The sequence below is a fragment of the Chroococcidiopsis sp. CCNUC1 genome, assembly GCF_023546805.1.
In the GTDB taxonomy this organism is placed as follows: domain Bacteria; phylum Cyanobacteriota; class Cyanobacteriia; order Cyanobacteriales; family Chroococcidiopsidaceae; genus Chroococcidiopsis; species Chroococcidiopsis thermalis.
The window spans coordinates 241735-263165 of record NZ_CP097482.1 but is presented as its reverse complement, the minus strand read 5'-3'; the positions used below and the strand labels follow the sequence as shown (position 1 = coordinate 263165).

At 47.5% G+C, this 21431-nt stretch carries 20 protein-coding genes; 6 read left to right on the top strand and 14 right to left on the bottom strand.

All coding sequences use genetic code 11. The annotated features are described in order from the left end of the window. The first annotated feature begins 128 nt into the window (after positions 1 to 128). The 4 genes from M5J74_RS32240 (at position 129) to M5J74_RS32225 (ending at position 3373) form a co-directional block, all read left to right on the top strand. Positions 129 to 1640 (top strand): IS66 family transposase, encoded by a 1512-nt coding sequence (locus M5J74_RS32240; RefSeq protein WP_250013550.1) that lies wholly within the window; start codon positions 129 to 131, stop codon positions 1638 to 1640. Positions 1641 to 1924: 284 nt separating this feature from the next. Continuing rightward, positions 1925 to 2632, top strand: coding sequence for a calcium-binding protein (locus M5J74_RS32235; RefSeq protein ID WP_250017828.1), 708 nt, complete (start codon positions 1925 to 1927; stop codon positions 2630 to 2632). 155 nt (positions 2633 to 2787) lie between these two features. After that, entirely contained in the window at positions 2788 to 3015 is a 228-nt protein-coding gene (locus M5J74_RS32230) for a hypothetical protein (RefSeq protein ID WP_106167989.1), read from the top strand. Continuing rightward, positions 3005 to 3373, top strand: a complete 369-nt coding sequence (locus tag M5J74_RS32225) for a type II toxin-antitoxin system PemK/MazF family toxin (protein WP_039710233.1) — start codon at positions 3005 to 3007, stop codon at positions 3371 to 3373. The genes M5J74_RS32230 and M5J74_RS32225 overlap by 11 nt, the downstream gene beginning before the upstream one ends. A 434-nt stretch (positions 3374 to 3807) precedes the next feature. Here the strand turns inward: M5J74_RS32225 and M5J74_RS32220 are convergent, their stop codons facing one another. Then, positions 3808 to 4185 (bottom strand): type II toxin-antitoxin system HigA family antitoxin, encoded by a 378-nt coding sequence (locus M5J74_RS32220; protein ID WP_250017826.1) that lies wholly within the window; start codon positions 4183 to 4185, stop codon positions 3808 to 3810. Positions 4186 to 4197: 12 nt separating this feature from the next. Continuing rightward, positions 4198 to 5928, bottom strand: coding sequence for a type II toxin-antitoxin system HigB family toxin (locus M5J74_RS32215; RefSeq protein WP_250017824.1), 1731 nt, complete (start codon positions 5926 to 5928; stop codon positions 4198 to 4200). Positions 5929 to 6090: 162 nt separating this feature from the next. Here M5J74_RS32215 and M5J74_RS32210 point away from each other — a divergent pair, with 162 nt between their 5' ends. Both M5J74_RS32210 and M5J74_RS32205 read left to right on the top strand, forming a co-directional pair. Next, complete coding sequence (locus M5J74_RS32210; protein WP_250017822.1) at positions 6091 to 12861, top strand: strawberry notch C-terminal domain-containing protein; 6771 nt, start codon at positions 6091 to 6093, stop codon at positions 12859 to 12861. Positions 12862 to 13215: 354 nt separating this feature from the next. Beyond that, positions 13216 to 14340, top strand: a complete 1125-nt coding sequence (locus M5J74_RS32205; protein WP_250017820.1) for a site-2 protease family protein — start codon at positions 13216 to 13218, stop codon at positions 14338 to 14340. 169 nt (positions 14341 to 14509) lie between these two features. Here M5J74_RS32205 and M5J74_RS32200 read toward each other — a convergent pair whose 3' ends face one another. From M5J74_RS32200 to M5J74_RS32145, 12 genes are all read right to left on the bottom strand, one after another. After that, positions 14510 to 15109 carry a hypothetical protein gene (locus tag M5J74_RS32200; protein WP_250017819.1) on the bottom strand — a complete coding sequence of 200 codons (600 nt, stop codon included), beginning with the start codon at positions 15107 to 15109 and terminating at the stop codon, positions 14510 to 14512. Next, on the bottom strand, positions 15103 to 15279 hold the full coding sequence (locus M5J74_RS32195) for a hypothetical protein (protein WP_250017817.1): 177 nt from the start codon (positions 15277 to 15279) through the stop codon (positions 15103 to 15105). Before M5J74_RS32195 ends, M5J74_RS32200 begins: the two co-directional genes overlap by 7 nt. Next, positions 15279 to 16481, bottom strand: a complete 1203-nt coding sequence (locus tag M5J74_RS32190) for a hypothetical protein (RefSeq protein ID WP_250017815.1) — start codon at positions 16479 to 16481, stop codon at positions 15279 to 15281. The genes M5J74_RS32195 and M5J74_RS32190 overlap by 1 nt, the downstream gene beginning before the upstream one ends. A gap of 62 nt (positions 16482 to 16543) precedes the next feature. After that, positions 16544 to 17059: a helicase-related protein gene (locus M5J74_RS32185; RefSeq protein ID WP_250017814.1), complete on the bottom strand. Its 516-nt coding sequence runs from the start codon at positions 17057 to 17059 to the stop codon at positions 16544 to 16546. Then, the gene (locus M5J74_RS32180) at positions 17017 to 18186 is read right to left on the bottom strand and encodes a hypothetical protein (protein WP_250017813.1); all 1170 of its coding nucleotides are present in this window, start codon (positions 18184 to 18186) and stop codon (positions 17017 to 17019) included. The genes M5J74_RS32185 and M5J74_RS32180 overlap by 43 nt, the downstream gene beginning before the upstream one ends. Next, positions 18186 to 19382 (bottom strand): DEAD/DEAH box helicase, encoded by a 1197-nt coding sequence (locus M5J74_RS32175; protein ID WP_250017812.1) that lies wholly within the window; start codon positions 19380 to 19382, stop codon positions 18186 to 18188. The genes M5J74_RS32180 and M5J74_RS32175 overlap by 1 nt, the downstream gene beginning before the upstream one ends. A gap of 74 nt (positions 19383 to 19456) precedes the next feature. After that, positions 19457 to 19888 (bottom strand): hypothetical protein, encoded by a 432-nt coding sequence (locus M5J74_RS32170; protein ID WP_250017811.1) that lies wholly within the window; start codon positions 19886 to 19888, stop codon positions 19457 to 19459. Between the two features lie 148 nt (positions 19889 to 20036). After that, positions 20037 to 20204: a hypothetical protein gene (locus M5J74_RS32165; protein ID WP_181245265.1), complete on the bottom strand. Its 168-nt coding sequence runs from the start codon at positions 20202 to 20204 to the stop codon at positions 20037 to 20039. Positions 20205 to 20252: 48 nt separating this feature from the next. After that, on the bottom strand, positions 20253 to 20435 hold the full coding sequence (locus tag M5J74_RS32160; protein ID WP_106216138.1) for a hypothetical protein: 183 nt from the start codon (positions 20433 to 20435) through the stop codon (positions 20253 to 20255). A gap of 51 nt (positions 20436 to 20486) precedes the next feature. Then, the gene (locus tag M5J74_RS32155; RefSeq protein WP_106216194.1) at positions 20487 to 20678 is read right to left on the bottom strand and encodes a hypothetical protein; all 192 of its coding nucleotides are present in this window, start codon (positions 20676 to 20678) and stop codon (positions 20487 to 20489) included. Positions 20679 to 20753: 75 nt separating this feature from the next. Next, positions 20754 to 20975 carry a hypothetical protein gene (locus M5J74_RS32150; protein ID WP_106216137.1) on the bottom strand — a complete coding sequence of 74 codons (222 nt, stop codon included), beginning with the start codon at positions 20973 to 20975 and terminating at the stop codon, positions 20754 to 20756. Next, entirely contained in the window at positions 20962 to 21354 is a 393-nt protein-coding gene (locus M5J74_RS32145; RefSeq protein ID WP_199317173.1) for a PIN domain-containing protein, read from the bottom strand. The genes M5J74_RS32150 and M5J74_RS32145 overlap by 14 nt, the downstream gene beginning before the upstream one ends. Between the last annotated feature and the right edge of the window lie 77 nt (positions 21355 to 21431).

Sequence of the window (21431 nt, the reverse complement as noted above, 5' to 3'; positions counted from 1 at the left end):
CGATTACCAAGCACAAAAAATGTACGTGGGAAATTATCAAGAAATTCGTCACTTTGTGAAAACGTAACCGTTCAAGGGGTTGACAAATTGTAATTGAGAAACCAGCAGGTTGCTGCTAAGGTGACAAGATGAGTCAAAACGTTCCCAACCGACTGGATGAAATCAGCGAAGCGGACTGGGCGCAGACGCCGGAAAGTGTCAAGCGGCTAGTGCGGAGATTGTTGGGAGGCATCGAGCAACTAGAGCGACAATACGAAGAACTGAAAGCAGAAAACGCACTGTTGCGAGAGCAGGTGAAGCAGAATAGCCAGAACTCATCGAAGCCGCCATCGCAGGATGTGAGCAAAGGATTCAAGGCAAAAGAGAAAAAGCCCAAAGGGAAGCGAGGGGCACAATTTGGGCATGAGGGACACGACCCTAAGCTGTATCCAGTAGAGCAATGTCAACTGCTTGAGGACTATTACCCAGAACGGTGCATTGAATGCGGTGCGGCATTGCAAGGCAGTGACCCCGAGCCCTATCGGGTACAGCTCGTGGAGATTCCTCCGGTGATGCCAATTGTGCATGAGCATCGATTTCATGCCTTAACGTGTGAGTGCTGTGGTACGGCAACGCGAGCGTGGGATGAGGCGATCCTGAATGGGAGTCGGTATGGGGAGCGAGTTGTTGCCCATGTGGGCGTGTTAAGTGGGCAGTATCGACAATCGCATCGGATGGTGCAGGAACTCTTGCGGGAGTTGTTCGGGATTGAGCTATCCGTGGGGAGTATCAATCAACTGCGGCAAGAAAGTAGCGCATCAGTGGCAGCAGCAGTCTCGCAGGCACACGCGTATGTGCAGGCGTGGGCGCAGGTGAACATAGATGAAACCAGCTTTGACCAAGGCAACACGGACGGCAAGAATCCCAAGGGTAGTAAAGGCTGGTTGTGGGTGATGGTGACACCATTGGTGAGCTATTTTGCGGTTTGTCTGAGTCGCTGTGGAGCAGTGTGTCAACAGTTGTTGGGAGACACCTTCACAGGCATTATTGGCAGTGACCGCTTTAGTGCTTACACCAAATTGGAACTACAAAGACGGCAACTGTGCTGGGCACATCTCAAACGAGATTTTACTCGCATTGCTGAACGAACTGGAGTTTCTGGGGAGTTGGGCAATGCCTTATTAGAACAGCAGCGGTTGTTGTTTGAACTTTGGTATCGAGTCCGAGATGGCACACTCAGTCGCCGTGAATTTGTCTCGGTTGTCACTCCCATTCGGCAACGCGTGCATACCTTACTGGTTGAAGGGGCAAGCTATGCAATTGCCAAAGATGAAAAAACCCCGTTGGCAAAGACAGTACGCACCTGCCAGCAACTGTTGAAAGTCGAATCGGCACTGTGGACGTTTGTCACAGCGGAGGGTGTTGAACCGACCAATAATGCGGCAGAACGGGCACTGCGTCCGGCAGTTTTGTGGCGCAAAAATAGCTTTGGTTCTCAAAGTGAGGCGGGTAGTTTGTTTGTTTCCAGAATACTGACAGTTGTGACCACTTTGCGCGCTCAAAACCGTCCGGTTTTAGATTATCTGGTCGAGGCGTGTCGTGCTGCTCGGCAGGGTCGATCTACCCCATCCCTGCTACCTGTTGATGCTGCTACCCCGTGAACAATTACGTGAAAACTCATCGAGCATCACCGAATGATGCGCGTTGCAAAAGCGTGATGCAAAGCGCTTGCCCAACAGAAATTCAATCTACAACGAATTCAGCACTCTCAACCAGTTCTTTACAACAGTTGCTGTTGTAATACAAGCCCAATTCGGGCTAATGCCTACATAAAACTATCTCCACTTTTCACTGAATATAAATCTGCAAAAAGCCGCCTTTAGCAAGATTTATTAATGTTCAAAATCCGACAAGATTATTTTCACAATTGGAGGGTTAGTAACTTATGAGCGATATTTTTGGCACAACTTCTAACGATACACTAACTGGAACGAGCGATCGCGACAACTTATACGGGTTGTCGGGTGACGATTTGCTCTTTGGACTGGGAGAGGACGACAAGCTCTACGGCGGCGACGGCGCTGACGAGCTGCGCGGCGGCGAGGGCGACGACCTGCTGGCAGGCAATGGCAGTAATATTAACGATGACGATCGCGATCGCCTATTTGGAGGTAATAGTAACGACACCCTAATTGGCGAGGGAGGCAATGACTTTTTGAGCGGCGGAGAGGGAGATGATACCCTCAACGGTGCTGGTGGTAGAACGCGGGATTTATTTGGCAATGTCAGTCGCGGCAGCGGCGAAACCGACATCCTCTATGGTGGAGCGGGAGCCGATACGTTTGTCTTAGCTGGCGGGTCGGGGCGAGATGGGGTTGGTCCCTACTATAGTGACAAGGGCGAACGGGACTTGGCGATAATTCTCGACTTCGACCCCAACGAAGACGCGATCGTTTTGAGCCGAAGAAGTAGTTCTCCAGTCACTCCTGCAACTGAAGTGGAATATACTTTAGGTACGTTACCCGAAGATTTTCCAGCAGGAACGGGAATATATGCTAGCAGCACGGGCGGGTTGCCAGAACCGATCGCAGCTATTATTAACGTAGCTCCTGAAAGTCTCAACCTGAGCGCGGGCTGTTTTCAGTATGTTTAGCCAAGCAGATGCGATCTCGCATGGACAGAGAACTATGTCAGCTTCTCCTCGTGCATGAGCGGGGCTGAAAGGGAAGCTTGCAAACAACTAAGTTTACACCAAGGGTGCTTTCTATGGATAAACTTGAAGTGTTCTAGTAGATGAGTTTCAGACTAATGAATCCCCAACATCACGCTAGCCAGTCCGATTTCGACTTAGAGCAAGCAAAGTTGATGAAAGCAACGAACTCCACACTTTCGATTCATCAACGCCGTGCTTTTATGAAACTATCGTTAGAGGAGCGTCGTCAACTTCTGGCGCAACAAGCCCAAGCAATGCAACAACATTACCAACAGGACGAACAATGGCGGCAGCTAGAAACAGGCGATTTCTGTGACTACTAGTCATCCAACTCCCAAACGCGGTGAAGTTTGGTTGGTGAATTTTGACCCAACTATAGGAGCTGAAATCAAAAAAGTTCGCCGTGCTGTCGTCGTCAGTTCCGATGCAGTTGGCAGGCTACCGCTCAAATTGGTCGCACCGCTCACCGAATGGAAACCCTATTTTGCTAACAACATTTGGCACGTTAGGATAGCCCCCGACAGTACGAACGGCTTGACGAAGACTTCTGCTGTTGATGCTTTGCAACTAAGGGGAGTAGATACCCAAAGGTTTATCCAGCAGTTAGGACAGTTATCCCACAATGCGATGGAAGAAATTACGCTCGCGATTGCAGCAGTAATTGAATATCAGCAACCCTAAAATCAGTCTGAATCATCACCAATTACAGTAGTCTATCCCTGTTTAGAATCGCGCTTGACACTTTTGCATACAGTGATAGTAATTAGATACTACCAAGAGCTGCGAAGTACGAAGCGCAAATGTTACTATCGCTGCTGTATGCATACTTTGCTAGCAAGAGCAATTGATAGCGTCAGCGTAGTACAAACAAGGCTGGTCAGCGATCTGACCTGCGATCGCTGTTTGAGAAAATCCATGCGCCATTTGTATCCGATCTTTTTTGTGCGCCAATGGCGCACAAATTTTCAAATACAACTGCGTATCGATTAATTGATATGAGTGACGGCGATGATAGCCAAATCTATCTTGGCAGCACTGAATCAAGCTAGATCGCGCTTTGAAACAAACTGTCCTTAATACTTTACCAACTTTTATGCATCCCAGTTGACGAAGTATCAAATAGAAGTTTCAACTAGGTTATATGGTTGAATCAGAATTTCTGCGGGAATGCCTAACTCTTGATTCAAGCAACGAATCATTTCTAAAGTTAGGAGTTGTTTCCGCGCTAGAATTTCTAATACTACTTCATGACTTCCAAAACATCCTTCTAAATCTTTGCTAGAAAATCCGCGTGATTCCATGTAGTAAGCGATCGCCTCAATTGGATCGGGGCTGGAAATAGGATAATGAGTTTTTTCGTAGGCTTCAACTAACGTACTGAGAATATCCAATCGCTCTAATTCGGGAGTATTGGGTTGTGCGTCAAACAGCAACTCAATTTCTCTCAGTGCAGCTTGGTAATCTCGCTCGTTTTTAATCGGATGAATTTCCATGTTTTAGCTTAGCTAAATAGTTTTTGCATCAATTTTATCGTATTGAGCGTGAGTGCCGATGAAACGAATGAATACGATTCCAATGTCGTACCGCACTGCTACAATCAAGCGATAGGAGTTACCTTTGATGTTAAAGATCGCTCGGTTATTTGCCACGATACTAACATTGCGATACAGTGCTTTGATTTCTGCTGGACTCGACCAGTCAGCTTGGGAAACTTCCGCATACCAGGACTTGAGTGGCTCCTCTGCATCTGGATATTCTTCCCAGAAGCGACGGAGGGTATTGCGGGCAATAATACGCATAGTTGTTGCTGGCAAAGTGCGAGCTGTATGTAATAATTTTACTCGTTTTTCTTGAAGAATATATTTTTTTAATAGAGGCGGAAGTTTAAAGAAAAGCTCTTTTGTCTTTCCATTTTTACTATTGACGATTAAAGAAAGATCGTCCAGATTTTCTACAGACATTATGAGTTCTGAAACAGAGAAACTGCTGTGCAGTCGAACAGGTAGTTCTTCAATCATTTGTGTAAAGCTCACAAAATCATTGGCATCGTCTGCTCTTTGGGCTAAATAGCTTAAGATTTGCTGTTCCAAAACGCTCAATTTTTCAGGTTGATATTGTTCGGCTAAAGTTTCCTTGAATATTTTAGATATTAAATCAGTTTGATAGTGAAGGAATTCAGCTACACTGCCGCTAAAGAATTTTTCAATACGACTAGCAACTAATTCAATTGCTGCGGGATTGCCTAAGTAGGGTTCGAGCAGTTCTGACCATTTCTGCTCGTCAGTTAATCTTCTAGCTTGCAAAATTCCCTTAGCTGCTTTCACATCTAAACCTTCCAGCTTGAACGAATCACTCGTTCGTCCCGAACGTTGTAATTTCATTAAGTCTTTGAAAGGCTCTCTACTGGTCAAAATAATGCAGCTAGAATGTTTTTCTTCCACGATTGTGCGGAAGAAAGTGGCATATTCCGAGTATTGCTCAGAGTAGGGATTGCAGCTACTATCTCGCTGTTGTCGCAACCAGACTTCGGCAGTATCTAGTACTAATAAACAGCGACGCATCGAGAGTGCCTCGATGAAGAGTGCCGTTAGCTGGTGCGTGTCCTCTGGCAACGGCTGCTCTTGAATTGTTCTTAGGGCTAAAACTTTGAGCAAATTAGCGAGTAAGGCTTTAAGTGGCGGACTATTATGAACTGATTTCCAAATTAAGCAATCGAATTGGGAGTGCGGCTGTTTACTAATTTGGTCAATTAGTTTTGCGGACATAGCACTTTTACCAATCCCTGGCGCTCCATAGATGACTAAGCAGCGGCAATTGGCGATCGCTTCCCTCAGTTGATTCAGTTCTACCTCGCGTCCAAAAAAAGTTTGCACGTTAGGAGGCTGTCCCCCAATCACGGATATAGCGGAGGTATTAATAGGATTGGGCTGGACTGGGAGCGGATGACAAAAGGAGCCTGCTACCATTCTTCGTTCTAAGATGCTCCGTAACCGTTTTTTAGTAACTTTTTCGCCATTTCCCAAAACTCCCGTGAGCAAAATCCATAGTTTCCTACCGACATCGCGCTGCAAGCGATCGATCGTGTAAGAACCAGTTTGAGCTATTTCCCTGTAATCTTTGTCTTCCCAAGCCGCTTCGAGCACGAGCTTTTCATCCGGTCTCAAGCGTCTGCCTGCTTTGGCAAACACTAGCTCGTCTATTACTTTAATAGCTTCTTGAGAGTCGATCGTTCGCAACGTGCTTCACTTAACTTAATATTTGATGAACGGAATTCCAACTATTTTGCATGATAAAGTATATTGCAATTACAAAAGTACGAAAGCAAATCAGCCGAGCGGTAAATTGATTGCCGAGCATTTGTCGATAAGGCTTGGGAAGAGGAAAAATTTGTCCGTCGATTGAAAGACAAATACCCAACTTCAGACTCCGCTCAAGTATCAGCCAAATTTTTTAACCACATGGATCGAGAATACGAGCTAGTTTCGGCTTTCGCCGATCGCTTCATCCAAGGCGGGAGCTTTGCCACAATTGTCTCAGCCCGCGAACGAGCATCAAAGATATTAGATACTTCAGTTTTACCTGGAACGGCGCTCGCCAAGTTAGTCGATGAGTCAGTGGAGAGAGGGTTAGTCCGCGCTGCCAAAATTATTGCTACTGCCCAGCTAGATCCTCGTCAAGCATACGCTCGACTGGTAGACTTATACCAACGTCAGCCAACGCTCGGTACGCGCTCTAGTACCAGTATCGCTCAACAAGCATACAGCACTCCCGTTCCGATCGCGTATTTGGCGGCAATGCTAGCCCAAATTACGCCAGAAAAGACTGTCTACGAGCCGACCGCTGGCAACGGCGCACTTTTGCTCGCAGCCAATCCGACTCGTGCTTCGGTCAACGAACTCAACCCGTCGCGAGCGGCTGACCTGCGGCGACAGGGATACATGGTGACTCAAGCAGATGCCGTGACTTACTGTCCTGCCAAACAGCACGATATCGTCATTGCCAACCCTCCGTTCAACTCGGTGATGGACGAGAGTGGAAGAGCCAAGTTATTTAACTTAAGGCGCTACAGCACGACGCAAATCGACCACGCGATCGCCCTCAACGCTCTGGAAGTTATGAAACCAGAGGGAGCGAGCAGTTCTGATTTTGGGGGAAAATTAGGTGGAGACGCGGAGCGTTCCAGCCGTTATAACTCGCGAGAAAGCCGAGCTTTTTACTTTACCCTGTATCAAGAGTACAATGTCATCCATCACTTTTCGATCTGGGGCGACCTCTACCGCAGGCAGGGGGCTGGTTTTCCTATCGATCTGATTGCAATTGCAGGCAAGGGCAAGTCGTCGCTACCTCTACCTGCTGCCGTTGTCCCACAAATCTACAGGACGTTTGACGAATTAAAGGAAGTACTCGATGTCGCTATATCTGAGCGATCCCAACGTCTGGATGCCCCAAAACCAACGGTTGTCGTGGATGGCAGTATTGGTTCCATCTCGACAACGGGCGATCGCGACGCGGGAGGAATTTCTGGAACTACTATGCCAGCGGTTGGAGTGGGAGATCTGTCGCACTCAGGAAGAGGAGCCACACCTAGAGTCGCCTTACCAACCGATCGAACAGGCGATGGTGCGGGGGGGGATGTATCAATTTCTGCCCAGCAGACGGGACTCTCCCCGCCAATGGGCGGAAGCGGTCATACTGTACAACTCGGTGCTTTACGACAAGATGGGTCTGTATCTGAGCGAGGAATTTCCGGTCGAAGTTCTGACGAACCCGCAGCAGATCCAAGCCGCCCTCGCTCGCATAGAGAATACGAGGCTGGAGGAATGGCTGGAGGAACTGACAGCAGATTAAATCGAGAAACACGAGGCACAGAAGCGATGCAAGACGAGTTTAGCCCAGCAGAAGATCGGTCCCAACCACCTGCTAAACAACTACCATACATTCCCAAAAGCCAAGCAACGCCTGTCGGCACTTTAATTCCCGCCAATATGCAAGCCAGTACCGCTAGGGCGTTGGACGCTCTAGAGCAGAGAGTTGGAGCGCTGGACGAATACGCAGCCGACCGCTTGGGATACGGTACGCCCCAGGAGTTGCATCAACGTTTGAGTGCCGAGCAAGTGGATGCTTGCGCTTTGGCACTGAGCAACTTGGAAAAGGGTAGCGGTTTCGTGATCGGCGACCAAACAGGCGTGGGTAAGGGGCGCGTAGTTGCTTCCATCATCCGCTACGCCCGCTTTACTGGTAAGACTCCGATCTTCGTGACGCAAAATAAATCGCTTTATGCAGATATGTTACGCGACTTGAAAGACATCGGAATGCCCAACTTCAGACCGTTCCCCACCGATTCTGACTTAAATATTCCCTTGGACGATTACCGCAGTCTCAAAACTACGTCGCGATCGCATCAAACCGAAATGGAGAATTTTCTTCTGACGGGAAATTTGGGGAGATACGATGGAATTTTCACTACCTACAGCCAGATGCAATCGGTAAAAGGGAAGGAAACGCTCAGGAGAGAGTTTCTCAGGGCTTTTGCTGCCAATGCCATTCTGATTCTAGATGAAAGCCACGAAGCGGGAGGCACGAAGTCAGAGCGGCAACCAACGGGTGTTGCAACAAACCGCGCTGCCTTCGCCCGCGAACTGATCGAGCTATCTGCGGGCGTATTCTACTCTTCCGCTACCTACGCCAAGCGCCCCGATGTCATGGACTTGTACGCAAAAACGGATATGCGGCTGGCGGTGCATGATATGAATACGCTGGTTTCCATTGTCGAGCGGGGTGGCGTGCCGATGCAACAAGCCCTCGCCGCCCAACTGACACAAGCAGGTCAGTACGTCCGCCGCGAACGTTCTTACGAAGGAGTAAATTTTAACTTAGAGATCGTCCCCGTCGATCGTCTGGTGGCAGAAGCAATTTCTTCGATCTTGGCTGACATTTTGGAGTTCGACCGTCACAAGCAGGAGGCGGTCAAAGAACTGGATGCTACAGCTAAAGCCGAAGCTAAGGCAATTTTGGGGGATAGCTCTACAGGGATGGCAGGGGCAAAAAGCACTAACTTCACGTCGATCATGCACAATTTGATCGATCAGTCCTTGCTGGCGATGAAAGCCGAGCAGACGGTACAAAAATGTTTGACGTTGTTGCGGCCACCCCATCCTGAAAAACCCCTGATTGCTCTATCAAATACGATGGGGTCATTCATCAACGACTATGCCAAATTAAACCAACTGTCGCCAGGAGATGAAATTAATCTAGATTTTGGCGACTTGCTCGTGCGCTACTTGGAGCGCAGTCGGGACGTACTCATCGGCAACCCTTACGGAGACAAAGAACGCCACCGCCTCACCAACCAGGAGTTAGGGTCGAAAGGAGTTGCAGCTTACGAGCGCATTCTCAGCCGTATTAAGAAGATCGATCTAAGCGCGATTCCGATTTCTCCGATCGACTACATCAAGTCGAGGCTGTCTCAGTCAGGTTACAGCGTCAACGAAGTCACAGGGCGAAAGGACGTTATCGATTACTCTGCTGATGGGACTACCACTTACCAGCAACGTCCGAGTCAAGAAACTAGCAAAGCCGCCGCAATCGCCAACGTCAGAGCCTTTAACAACGGGCAGTTGGATGTAATTATTCTCAACCGCTCCGGCTCGACGGGAATTTCGCTACACGCCTCGGCTCAGTTTGCCGACCGCCGACCTCGCCACATGATCGTCGTGCAACCGGAAAAAGAAATCAATTCGTTCATGCAAATGTTAGGGCGCATCCACCGCACGGGGCAAGTCGTGCTGCCCAACTTCACCCTGCTCAACGCCGATATTCCAGCCGAGAAAAGACCTGCGGCGGTGCTGGCTAAGAAAATGGCATCCCTTAATGCCAATACGACAGCTGCACGGTCGAGTGGAATTTCGTTGGAGTCTGTTGTCGATTTTATGAACGAGTACGGCGATCGGGTGGCGGCTGAGTTATTACTGAACGATCCTGGCTTAAACCGCAAGCTAGCAGATCCGCTCGGCGGGATAGAAAGCGCTCAAAGCGCGGATAATGCGGGTTTGATAAATAAAGTAACCGGTCGCTTGCCCCTGCTGCCGCTCGCCGAACAGGAGCGCGTGTACGCCCTGCTCGAACGAGAGTATGCGGAGTACGTCGAACGCCAGGAAACGATGGGAGAATCCGTATTAGAAGCACGCTTTCTCGACCTCGACGCAAAAACGGTGGCGCGGATGGAAGTCATCGCTGGCGATCGGGACAGTAATTCTCCCTTCACCAGCCCCGTCAATGTAGAAGTGGTAGATGCCAAAACACCCCGTAAGCCCGTCACGACTCTAGAAGCAATTAATTTAGTCCGCGAAAATCTCAACTTGGAACTCGTAGAAGCGGTAGAAGCCCACGACTTCAACACTGTTAGTAACCACGCCAAACAGCAAGCCGAATCTACGCGGCAGCAGTTGCTCCAAGCTACCCAGTCTTACCGAACGGCAGCGATTGAGGGCAAAACATCTGCCTCATCCATTGAAAAAATCAACAATCGCCTCAACGTACAGCTACAACACGTCAGCAATACTTTAGAAACTTTCCCCCTTGGCGAAAGCGTGAGAGTCGTGACTGAGACTGGCAATATCTTCTACGGTGTCGTAGGAAAAATTTGGAGCAGCAATCGGGAAGAAAATGAAAGCCCAGTCACGCCCAACAGGTGGAAGATGCAAATCGTGCTAGCAGATCCAGCACGGTATTTAACCTTACCTTTTTCTCAAGTCAACACCCTTTCAGCCAACTGTGTCACGCTCGCTCCTGAGTCTCTCAATTGGGATGGAGTGGAAATTTATCAAGCTTTCGACCTCAAGCAGTCTAAAAACCGCGAATCAAGGCAAATTTTTACAGGTAACTTATTGCGGGCTTACGAAAAATTCCAAGGCAAAATCGTCAATTATACGGACGATCGCGGCAGAACGCGCCAAGGATTGCTCGCTCCGCAAGGATTTGATATTGAGGAAGCTTTAGAACAGCAGCCCGTAATTATTCCCACTGCTCGACAGATCGTTACCTTTCTCACCGAAGTCACCGATCGCGCCGGACAAGTAAAAACGCTTGACGAAACTTTAACGATCAAGCCCCAACGCAGCCGCTACGGAGACGGCTTTATCATCCAAACTGCCAAATCCAGGAATGACGGTGGAGCGTATTATCTAGACCCAACCTTGCTCCAGACAGTTGGAGGTGAGTTTTATTCCATCGGCGATCGCATGGAGGCAGTTGTTTCCCCAGACAGAATTGCATCTGTATTGGAATTGATGCAAACTAAGGGTTTGAGGTTGGCTGCTTTTGAGAAACAGGATGTCGCCCGCAACTTTCTCGGCATCACCCTACCCTCCCTTCAACCAGTCGAATCGGAATCGGTTGAGGTAGGCGTTCCTGGTGTCAGTCAGGGTAAAGCGATCGACTTCCCCCAAGCATCTGAGGGGTTAAGCAAAAATAAGTTGGACAGTCTTCATACAGATTACGCGATTGATATAACTTCTATTCGAGGGGACAAGAAAGACTGTCCAACTTATTACTGCGAGGGTGCTAAGGTTACACTCGCATCCATACCGATCGATACTGAAATTCATACACCGAGCGTTGGGGACGGCGAACGGCAGGTCGAGGCAGATGCGATCGATAAAGCATCGTCGGGCGATGCCGTAAGCGGTTTGAGCAACGACAGTCGCGCTGCCGAAGATGAGAAGATAAAACCGACTGCTCGGCTGGAACGGCAAAATTCCTCTGGTGAGATAGCCTTGCAGATTGCCGACTTTCGCTTCCAAGCTGGGGCGGCAGAAAAAAATGTTGCCAAACTCCTGCATCAAGCTGGGTTGGCAGCCCAAATTTTGGAGGGGGAAGACTTTCATTTAAAAGTAGAGAACGAACCGTACATGAGTTTGTCGATCGAGCGGCACGGACGGGAACTTTATTTGACACACTTCCTGGCAGATAGAAGTGGCGACTTGGCGATCGACTCCGAAATGGTGTTTAGGATATCTTCAGGCGGACAACTGGCTTTGACTCAAACTGCCGTGCAGAATCCCCTGACTGGTGGCGAGTACCGTCGCCAAGACCGAGGCTTTGCCAAAACTTTTAGCGAAAATCTTCTGGAACAGGGATTTGCTACTGCTGCGCGATCGATAACGAGTGTTAGCAACGCTTACGCGATTGCCCAACCAGCCGTACCACAAGAATCCTCGCCTAAACTGGTTGACGAGCCAACCGAGCTATTAAAGGGCGATGGTCGCGACAAAGCCAAGTTCCGCCTTCGGCATCGCACTACAGAAATAAATCATCCCGATGCAAATTCTCATAGCCTTCCTTTCGTGGAGCGTCGCCAGCTATCTCCACTACTACAAGAATATCTAGCTTTAAAGGATCGATCTCCACAAGCGTTAGTACTTCAACGAGTCGGCGATTTCTACGAGGCTTTCTTTCAAGATGCTACGGTCGTAGCGCATGATTTGAAGCTGGTGCTAGCTAGCAAAAACTCAGGTTCTGCCGCACTCGGTCGTATTCCCATGAGCGGCTTTCCCCACCATGCATTGGAGCGATACAAATCTCGTTTGGAGGAAATGGGGCATACAGTCGTTATCTTCGAGCCAGGGCGATCGCCGTCCGTACTGCAAAGTTCTCAAACTTCTCCTCCACCGACGCGCACCACCATACAACCTACAGCCAGAACACCTCGGACGAGAAGATCCAAACAAATACCCGAATCGGTAGGAGTGCAGTTAAGCTTATTCGATCTTTCTACAAATTCTTCTTCCACCGCTAGAGCAACTGCTATTAGCATTCCAACATTGACACAACCCGTTCCCAACGAGCGTGAAAAAGTAGAAGATAACCGTTTGTCGCAACAACTTTGGGAAGATTACAGTCGAGGAGTAGAAGCACGTATTCCAATTGAGTTGAGTAAAACTGTTGCGCTCAAAGCATTACAAAATAACTTGAGCTGCGAGTCAATTGTTGAAATATTACAACACGATCCAGAGGTAAAAAAACTGCATAATCGTGAAGAGAGTTTAGCAAGAAAATATATTGAATTAATTGTTGATAGTTTAAGTAGAACGCAGTCAACCGGACAAAAACAGCTTCAAGTAAAAGAGCGCGATCGCCTTATTCCTTATTGTGACTGGGTTGAACAGTAGCTTAAACTGAAATGTTGCACCTGTTGCAACGACTGCAACTCATAACCACAGCATAACTTAAGTTAGCAAACACGCCCTAGCCTCGATGCAACCGCAGCGAGCGCCCTCAAACAACAAGAATGAGAATATGTCGGGTCAATTCGTCCTCTGCGATCTCGAAGGCGCGAGCGTTTTCCTGACGATGCTTGTTAACCGCACTGGAGCGGACGGATACTACGATAGTTAAATAGTTTAAAGCTTCTTTACAATTCGTTACGCTAGATGGAGAAAGAGAGAAAAGGTCTGACGACAAGCCGTGTCGTGCCGATCCTAAACTACTCAAATTCTCAAAGTTCAAGTTTAGAGGTGCTTTATATGAACGGCACTATTCGCGTTGGTAATCTATTTGGAATTCCCTTCTATGTCGCCCCGTCCTGGTTTTTGGTTTTGGGCTTGGTGACTTGGAGTTATACCAGTGGGTTAGCAATGCAATTCCCTGCTTGGGGTAGTTTGCTACCCTTGTTGTTGGGATTAACTACCGCTCTATTGCTATTTGCTTCAGTCTTAGCGCACGAACTAGGACACAGTTTTGTTGCCATGAGGCAGGGAATTGAAGTTAAATCGATAACTTTATTTCTGTTTGGCGGTCTTGCTAGCCTGGAGAAAGAATCAAAAACTCCGAGTGAAGCGTTTTGGGTAGCGATCGCTGGTCCCTTAGTCAGTTTATTGTTGTTCGGGTTATTGACAACAATTAACGCTACTGTCCCATTACTAGCACCTTTCGCCGCAGTTGTAGGAACGTTGGCTTACGTAAATTTGGCGTTGGCGCTGTTCAACTTAATTCCTGGCTTACCTTTGGATGGAGGTAACATCCTCAAAGCACTAGTTTGGAAAATTACGGGTAATTCTGAAAAAGGTGTTGTCTTTGCCAGTAGAGCAGGGCAATTCATTGGCTGGTTGGCGATCGCTTCTGGCTTAATCCCCCTAGTATTGTTTGGTAGTTTTGGTAACTTCTGGAACTTAATCTTAGGTTGGTTTTTACTTCAAAATGCTACCAGGACTGCCCAATCTGCTACATTGCAGTCAACACTAAAGAAGATTAAGGTAGCAGACGTAGTAAATTTTGACAGCCCAATAGTATCAGCCGAGCTTTCTTTGAGAGAATTTGCTGATGAATCGATTCTTGGTCATGGTAAGTGGGAGAGGTTTTTAGTCACCGATCTTGAAGGGCAACTAGTTGGTACGATGACTCTAGATGCTTTAAGAGTGGTTCCTACTTCACGTTGGGCAGAAACCCAAGTTCGAGAATTGATGCAACCGATCGAAGCATCGGCGATGATTCAATCCGAGCAATCGCTACTAGAAGCAGTAAAAATCCTAGAACAACAGCAACGCTCGGCGCTACCGGTAATTGGGGAGAATGGCGTACTAGTTGGACTTTTAGAGAAAGCTGCGGTTCTGCGCTGGTTGCAAAAACGAGTACAAGCACCTGCTTATTAAGGCGGCTTTTAAAGATAGGGCAGGTCTTTTATAGATTACGCTACTAGACCGAACTTCCCCTCGACTTGACCAGAAGACCTGCCCTATCTTTAGTTGCCAGGTTAACAACAAATTCTGTCATTGCTCAAATCTCCCTCAGACTTTGAAACTCCTGTCTGGGGGAGTTTTTTTAGAGACTTCCTAAAATTCCTAACTTCTTTCCCCAATCCTCATCATGCCGCAATGTTAGAACAGTGTAACCAGTGTTGTACCTGAGATTATCTCGCTCGATTTGGTCTTGTTTGCGCTTGTCTGGACTGTCATGAACCGAACCGTCACAGAAAATAGCGATCGCGGCATTGGTTTTATAGAGAAAATCCGGCTTGCAGTTGGCTGAGGGAATTAATTCTTGTGCCGCATCCGGTAGCTTATATCCCCGTTGATAAATCTCTTGTAAAACGACTCGCTCGAAATTAGAATTAGGGTCTGTTTGTTGTAGTAATTGCTGATATCGCTCCTCGCGGGACATTCCTTCAGAATTGCCAACAACCTGACTTGCTAGCAGTTGGTCGAGCAAGGGTTTAATTAAATGACGATTTATGAATGCATGGTCGAATTGGTTGCGGTAGGATAGCAAGCATTCGTAGCAAGCTTGGACGCAGCTTTCTTTGGGTTGCTTGAAATGGCAAATATCTAGAGCAGCAGCGGCGATTTTTTGAAATGCCTCTGGTTTTTCCAATAGCTGCGAAAGTACTCCCGCTCCCCCTCTGCTGCTTCCCAGAACTAGCAAATACTTACCTTCCCCAGTCGTTCGGAGTCGAGTTCGTCGGCTTCTAATTTGTACACTGCTTGGATGGCTGTTTCTAAAGTGTATTGCAGCGTAGCAATAAAAGCTTCTCTGTTCTCAGCCGGAACGCCTAGAGGCTCGACAACCAAAATATTACAAGTGTCGTCTACCATTAAATTAACTTCCGTATGCAGCTGTCAGTCGCCTCGTTCGTTTCTGGGATCGCCCAGAACCCTGTTTTGGTATCGAGTTTAAATCCCCGCTCGTCGATATTCTTCTTCAGTCCGCGATTAATCCGCCAAATTTTTGCTGTGGCTCCATAGGTTAAGCGCAATAGTGGCGTGCCTTCAGCAGTTTGAACGGTTGCCGATTCTTGTTTTTGGCTAGCGTAGCGGAAGTGGGTGGTGACGTTGTAGCCGTACTTGAGCCGTTCTTCTTCATCGCAGGTAATGCGTTCTCGTCGGCGGGCGATCGCAGTTTCCATTGGTAGTACGCGAGTCAATTTAGCGATATTCTGGTAGCGATCGTTTTTAATTGCTGCACCGCAATTAGAGCAAGTGTCGCGAAAATCACCTTCGTGGAAATAACCGCAGTTAAAGCAGACGCTCGCCCGTTTATACTGGCTGTCAATACCGCTAACGGGAACTTTGGTCTTTGCCACCATAAATTTACTACCCTCGTAGTAAACAATGTTGCTGGGCGCGAATTCCCGTAAAGCAACGGTGCGAGGGCGGGAAATGAATTCACCGCCATCTCCTGTAGGAATGTATGCCCTAACTGGTAGGCGAGGAAAGTTAAATCCTGGTAGAAATCCTTCGGCGGCAAAGTAGCGGTAGGGATAAAATTCAAACTCGCTATTGCTTTTGCTTTCGGTTAATCCGACTAATAAGCTTCTTTGCCGTAGTGCTTCTTTTTCCTGAGCTTTAGCAATATCGTGTTCTTCCTGGGAAGCATAGCCTCTAGCATAACGGTCAATCGTTTCGCGGGCTTTCTCTAATTGAATTATTGCGTCACCATACAGTTTGCGCCAGCGATCGCAGGCTCGGTCAAATGCATTGGGCGCATTTTCTAAGGCGAACTGCAACCAATTCACAGAATACCAAGAAGCTTTTTGCAGGTCTGCTTGGCAGAAGAGATCGGAGAGGATAGATTGGGTAGCTTGCAGACATTTTGCTAGTTTATTTTGGCTTAAAGTTAAATCCTGACGCACGCTCTCTTTGAGAGGATAGCCATCGAGATCGAGTTCCAGAATTTTGTTCATCGAATCATCTAGATAAACCCCAGTGTGCGCTAGCCAAATTGAATAAACGTGGGATTGAACCAAATCTTGGTTAGCCAATTCCAGCTTGGGTGGGGCAACGACCCCAGCAACCATTTGATTTTGGCGTTTGAAGAAGTATTGGTCGTGACCGCTACCGATCGCGGCATAAGTAATGACTAGGGCTTCCTGTCCGCTCCTGCCTGCTCTCCGCTACGTTGAGCAGTAGTTGGCAGGGCTGGGGGAACGTTTCGCAAATGCACGACGCTCAGATCGGAAATGTCAATTCCCAATTCCATCGTAGGAGAGCAGAACAAAGCCGCTAATTCACCATTGCGAAATTTCTCTTCCCGCTCCTGGCGATCTTTGTTTTTCACCTGTCCGGTATGTTCGCGCCCTTCCATCGTTTGGATTTGAAAGGCATTGGTTTGGTAAAATTCTTGGAAGAAGCTGTTGACGGGAATTTTAGCGTCTTCATTTCCCTGCAAGCGGCGAGTTGTTAAAGGATCGGGGGGAATTTCGCTCAGGAGCTTGGCTTTCCACAACAGAGAATCGATGCGTAGCTGTACTTCAGATTTCTCTTTCGCCAAATAGCCAGCATCGCACAGGGCGTTAACTAAGGCAGCGATTAAACTGGTATACTCCTCATCAGTTAAGGGTTGGCTCCGCAGCGACCAAGCTTTGGGCGAGCGCAAAAATCGACCAATTTTACTTCTGGGTGTGAGCTTGACTTTGGCTTTTTCGTTACTGCCGCTGCTCGTGCTTGCCCAGGTTGCTTTATGCATCTGTTCGTTTTCGTCAAACACCCAAGGTTCTTTAATTGCCTGAAAAATATCGCTTTTGAGTTGGTCTTGTTGGTCTGGTTGCAAAAGCTTGGCATCAATAGCCAATTCCCGCCGCAGCTGGTTGAGAAGGCAAGGGAGGCAGATGAAACGTTCTTGGGGGTAGCTTGCAGTAGGATAGGATGGCAGTGTTTTTGCCAAAGTGCCTCATTTGCACATTCTGCTTCCAAACCGTCATACTCAATCGCCAGCAGTCCGCATTGCTCCAGGTTGGGTTGGACAATGCGCCATCCCCGCCGTAAATCTTCGTAAAGGCGATATTGGATCAGTTTGCGAAAGGCTTCTTCGTTGCGCTGCTTGCCAACACCAAACTCGGCTGGTTGCTTGGCGTAGTCGGTTTGGGACAGTCCCATGTACTTGGCAACCTCGCTGACTAGCTCGCTGTGGGTGAGTTGCCCCTTTGCCCCAAGTGCGCCCAAAAGTGCTGCCCGCAAGAAACTGGTTTGCACGAAGTCGTTGAAATGCCCCGCCTGTAAGGAGGCATCCTGACGGTTATCGGTAAAGCTGAGAATTTTGGCGGCTTTAGCTTTCTCACCCGTGAAGACTTGCTTCAAGCGGCTGGTAGTAGAAAGACATAGCAGGGTGGTTGCAGTACTCCGCCCTTCGCTGCTCAGACGGGATAGTTTGCTAAATTCATTTTTGCGCCCGTCATGCACTACACCGCAGTTGAGACACACGAGAAATGGTTTGCGGATAAACCAACAGGTAGTTCCTTGCAATACAGAGGTTGTGACTTTACCGTTGGGTAGCACTTGCAGCTGTTGGGGAATAAACTTGGTATAGTCCTTTTTGGGAACGCGCCCTTTCCTTTTGGTTTCGGTGAACCAGGAATCGGGGAGCCTTTCTTCATCGCTAGAATCCCAAAGTCCTGGATCGTCTAGGGTCAGGTAGCCTTCGCTAATATCGGCATCGTCGGCACTAATATCCAAGGCGGTAGGTAATTGCGGTAGAATGTTTTGTTTGTCGGCATCGTAGCGCACTACGTAGTAATCCTGTCCGCATTCTCGGCAAAAGACGAGGGGGTAAAGTAGGCGGTTTTCGGTAGTAGTATACTGACCTTCGAGAGTGAGAATGCGTCGACCCGACTTTCAATGGTCGGAGTAAACGCTACCCCTTGGGAAATGAACTGATGCAGGCGAAAGGCAAGTCCCTTTGTTTTGCTCCCCCAGAGAAACATCTGTTTGAAGGCGGCTAAGCAGGTTTCAGGTGGTAGTTGGGTTTGTGCTGCTAGGGTTGCTGCTCCTGACTCTAGGGTAATGGGCGTGCGGCGCACCAAATGCCCTTCTTGCTCTACCAAACCAAAGTTCATCTCAATCCAGTGGCTGAGGGGATGTGTTTTGAATGCATCTAAAGTTTGTTCTGGCTCTGGTGGTAAACCTGTTAGGATGCCGGATCGCAGTTCGTCAGTAGTAGGTGCAGCACGCCCAATAGAACGCTCTAGGGTTTCATCAATGACGTTACTGGGTTTGATTTCCACGCCGAATAATTTGCTGGCAACATTCGCCACGACCTGACGGCGTTGTTCGCGAGAGCCTTCTGTTGACATGGTGGCACTAGTGCCGATGCACAGGAGATCCTGACCGCAGCGTTGCCGCAGTTTGCGGATCAAAATCGCCACATCTGCGCCCTGCCTTCCTCGGTATGTATGTAATTCATCGAGTACCAGGAATTTTAAATTGGGAGATTCTACAAGTTTATCTTCGTGAGTGCGGGAGAGCATTAGCTCTAGCATCACGTAGTTGGTGAGCAAAATTTGGGGTGGATTTTCTTGAATTTCATTTTTCTGAGCTGAACTTTCTTGTCCGGTATATTGTTCGACGCGAATGTGGGTATTGGCAACCTGGCGCAGAAATTTGTCGAGTTCTTCTTTTTGGGAGTTAATTAAGGCATTCATGGGATAAACCAAAATTGCCCTGACTCCTTTAATTTCGGGATAGCGCAGTAGATCGTCAAAAATCGGCACAACATATGTCATGCTTTTACCGGAACCCGTACCTGTTGTAAGGACGTAGGGTTCTTGGCGTTGTGCTGTGAGGAATGCTTGCTGCTGGTGGTAGTGAAACTGAAAGGGTTTGCCGTCTTTGGAAAAATAGCGATCGCACTCTCTATGAAGAACTCCTTGTTGCACTAATTCAGTGACAGTAGCACCTTTTTTATAGGTGGGATTTAATTGCACTAAAGGGTCGCTCCAAAGTTGTCCTCTTTCTAGTTCTCGATCGACAAATTCTTTAACTTTTGGGTCGCGGATTCTCAGAAAACTTTCAATATAGCGGCGGTAGTCGTCAATAACTTCGTTGCGGAATTGAAAATATCGAGCATAATTTGTAGTACCCTTCGGGGAAGCAAGCTACGTAATTCGTAATGGGCTACGCCCCGCTTCGCTAACGTAATTGATGGTTTTGGAGGGGTGGGAGTTGTTTTTCCTAAGTGTTGGTTAACCCACTCTTGAAGTTGGTGAGAGAAGGTTTCAGTCAGGGTAGAGAGATCGATAATTTCTTCGAGTTGTTGTAAATCCCAACTTTCTGGAATACCTGTAAATAAAAGTGTTAATTGTTCTGGGGTGACTGAGGCAACTCCCGTACAATCTAGCAACGCTAGCTTTTGACCCAGTAACGTGCTAGCAGCTGCAATTGCATTTTCGTTTTGCTGCAATAAATTCTGAAGTTTAATCGGAATTTTCATAAATTTTAAATTGTGGCATACTCGTTTCAAGAGTCAGCCTAGAAACAAATCTAATAGCCGATCTTCTTGTCTTATAATGCCCAAGTTAGGCGATGAAATTCCTACTGTCCGATCTCATAAAATGCGATCGCTATCCTCTAGTAGATTTTTACTGTCGTGCTGCTTTCCGTACTTCTTCTACATTTAACTCTAGTATCTCTGCAACTTCCTGAACGCTAAGCCCTTTCTCTAGTAACTTTGGTACAAGTTCTAACTTAGTTTTTGTTAAAACGCTTTCATATAATCGGCTTTTCTTAAATTCGCTTAAGTCCAGCATAGTTTCAATTTCCTCCAGGGTCAGATTCGGAAACGGAACAATAAAGTTTTACTGCTCTCGTGCTACTCTTCTGACTTCTTCTATATCTAACTCTAGGATGTCTGAAACTTCTTGAATGCTCAATCCTTTTCGCAGTAGTTTCGGCACTAATTTAACTGTAACCTCTAACGCCCCTTCTTCTTTGGTTTCCTGATAAACCTTGGTTCCTCTTATAAAGTTTACGTTCAGCATAGCTATAATTCCTTTGCGGTTAATATTTGGAAACGAAACAATAGAGGTTTACTACTCTCGTGCTACTCTTCTGACTTCTTCTACATCTAACTCTAATAAGTCTGCAATTTCTTGAATGCTCAGTCCTTTTTGCAGGAGTTTTGGCACTAATTGAACTCTACTTTCTAATCTTCCTTCTAGTCTTCCTTCTTCTTTAGCTTCTTGATAAACTCTGGTTCCTCTCAATAAGCTTATGTTTAACATGGCTTCAATTCCTTCTTGGTTAAAATTGGAAAACTGTGTGTCACTTTTAAAAGGAGATTGTTTGTTCAAAATTACTCATTCTTCGGCAGGCTGGTTATGCCGCATCTGCTTAATTTGACCCAGGATATCTTCAATGTTGACATCCTTGAGTAGTTCATCTCGATCTCGCGTATAATTGCCACTGCCAGTTTCAAATTGCTGCAAGAAGCGAACCATTCCTACAGGACCAAGAGCTTTTGCTAAAGCTTCTATTCCTAGCTGCCTAATCTGTATGGGACTCGCATTACGCATTTCCATTGTTCGTTACCTCCAGCAGCCAAAGAATGGGGTTTTGTACTCTCACTTGTAGCATATTGTCATAAGTAGCCGCTTTACGTATTAGTCTGTCATCTGTTGTGAGCAGTATGTCAGCATTCCCTGCCTCGGCACAGGCAATGTGTAATGCATCGTATGGTTTACACCCTAACCGAACCACTTCTAGCGCACGAGACTCAACTTGCTTAGTAACAGTTGCTTTAGTTGTCGCTAAAGAAGCCAAAGCAATTAATCGCTGTCGTCTGTCTGCATCAAGTGTTTGAGCAATTTCAGCGTCAATAGCTTCACTGCCAAGCAGAAACCACTCACGGCTTTGACAGCGAGTAAGAATTAGTAGCACTGCCTCGGACTCTAGACGCACTCTCTCCTGTGCTTGATTGTCAAAGGGTCGATTTAGACAGCAAACATCTAGGTAGATTAAAAACGCCAACCTCTACG

What these genes read in the sequence shown, in the direction of transcription:
- M5J74_RS32240 (WP_250013550.1), top strand. Translation starts at nt 129, where the DNA reads ATGAGTCAAAACGTTCCCAACCGACTGGATGAAATCAGCGAAGCGGAC.
- M5J74_RS32235 (WP_250017828.1), top strand. Translation starts at nt 1,925, where the DNA reads ATGAGCGATATTTTTGGCACAACTTCTAACGATACACTAACTGGAACG.
- M5J74_RS32230 (WP_106167989.1), top strand. Translation starts at nt 2,788, where the DNA reads ATGAATCCCCAACATCACGCTAGCCAGTCCGATTTCGACTTAGAGCAA.
- M5J74_RS32220 (WP_250017826.1), bottom strand. Translation starts at nt 4,185, where the DNA reads ATGGAAATTCATCCGATTAAAAACGAGCGAGATTACCAAGCTGCACTG.
- M5J74_RS32205 (WP_250017820.1), top strand. Translation starts at nt 13,216, where the DNA reads ATGAACGGCACTATTCGCGTTGGTAATCTATTTGGAATTCCCTTCTAT.
- M5J74_RS32195 (WP_250017817.1), bottom strand. Translation starts at nt 15,279, where the DNA reads ATGGTAGACGACACTTGTAATATTTTGGTTGTCGAGCCTCTAGGCGTT.
- M5J74_RS32190 (WP_250017815.1), bottom strand. Translation starts at nt 16,481, where the DNA reads ATGGTTGCTGGGGTCGTTGCCCCACCCAAGCTGGAATTGGCTAACCAA.
- M5J74_RS32170 (WP_250017811.1), bottom strand. Translation starts at nt 19,888, where the DNA reads ATGAAAATTCCGATTAAACTTCAGAATTTATTGCAGCAAAACGAAAAT.
- M5J74_RS32165 (WP_181245265.1), bottom strand. Translation starts at nt 20,204, where the DNA reads ATGCTGGACTTAAGCGAATTTAAGAAAAGCCGATTATATGAAAGCGTT.
- M5J74_RS32160 (WP_106216138.1), bottom strand. Translation starts at nt 20,435, where the DNA reads ATGCTGAACGTAAACTTTATAAGAGGAACCAAGGTTTATCAGGAAACC.
- M5J74_RS32155 (WP_106216194.1), bottom strand. Translation starts at nt 20,678, where the DNA reads ATGTTAAACATAAGCTTATTGAGAGGAACCAGAGTTTATCAAGAAGCT.
- M5J74_RS32150 (WP_106216137.1), bottom strand. Translation starts at nt 20,975, where the DNA reads ATGGAAATGCGTAATGCGAGTCCCATACAGATTAGGCAGCTAGGAATA.